Below are 528 nucleotides of genomic sequence, written 5' to 3'. Positions count from 1 at the left end.
TTCGGTAGGATCCAATAGACCATCATTATTAGTATCACCAGCAAGTGTAAGCGTAGCTGTAATGTCTCCACCAAGTAAATCATCAGTAATTGTGATTGAATTAATAGATACAGCACCAGTGTTTGTTACAGTGAAGGTATAGGTTACAGCATCACCAGCAGCCACACATTCGTTAGTTGAAGTAGAAGCAGACTTAACCACGTTAATACTACCATCGTCACAAAGTGTAACGTCTGGATTATTAGCATCAATTATGTAAGTATCTGTTGTTTGTACAGGCGTTGTTCCGTCTGGTTCAAGACCATCAACTGTAACGTTGTTTATAATGTTACCAGCATCCACATCTGCTTGTGTTACTGTGTAATCTGGCGCAGTGAATACCCACGTTTCGGTAGGATCCAATAGACCATCATTATTAGTATCACCAGCAAGTGTAAGCGTAGCTGTAATGTCTCCACCAAGTAAATCATCAGTAATTGTGATTGAATTAATAGATACAGCACCAGTGTTTGTTACAGTGAAGGTATA

The 528-nt window shown here is 39.2% G+C and carries 1 protein-coding gene; it reads right to left on the bottom strand.

What is annotated here, in order from left to right:
- Positions 1 to 528, bottom strand: a 528-nt coding sequence (locus tag ACVC43_RS16725; RefSeq protein WP_452225696.1) for a DUF7507 domain-containing protein, incomplete at both ends; no start/stop codon positions are given.

It is taken from the genome of Lacinutrix chionoecetis (assembly GCF_053604665.1).
This window is presented reverse-complemented; position numbering and strand designations above follow the sequence as displayed.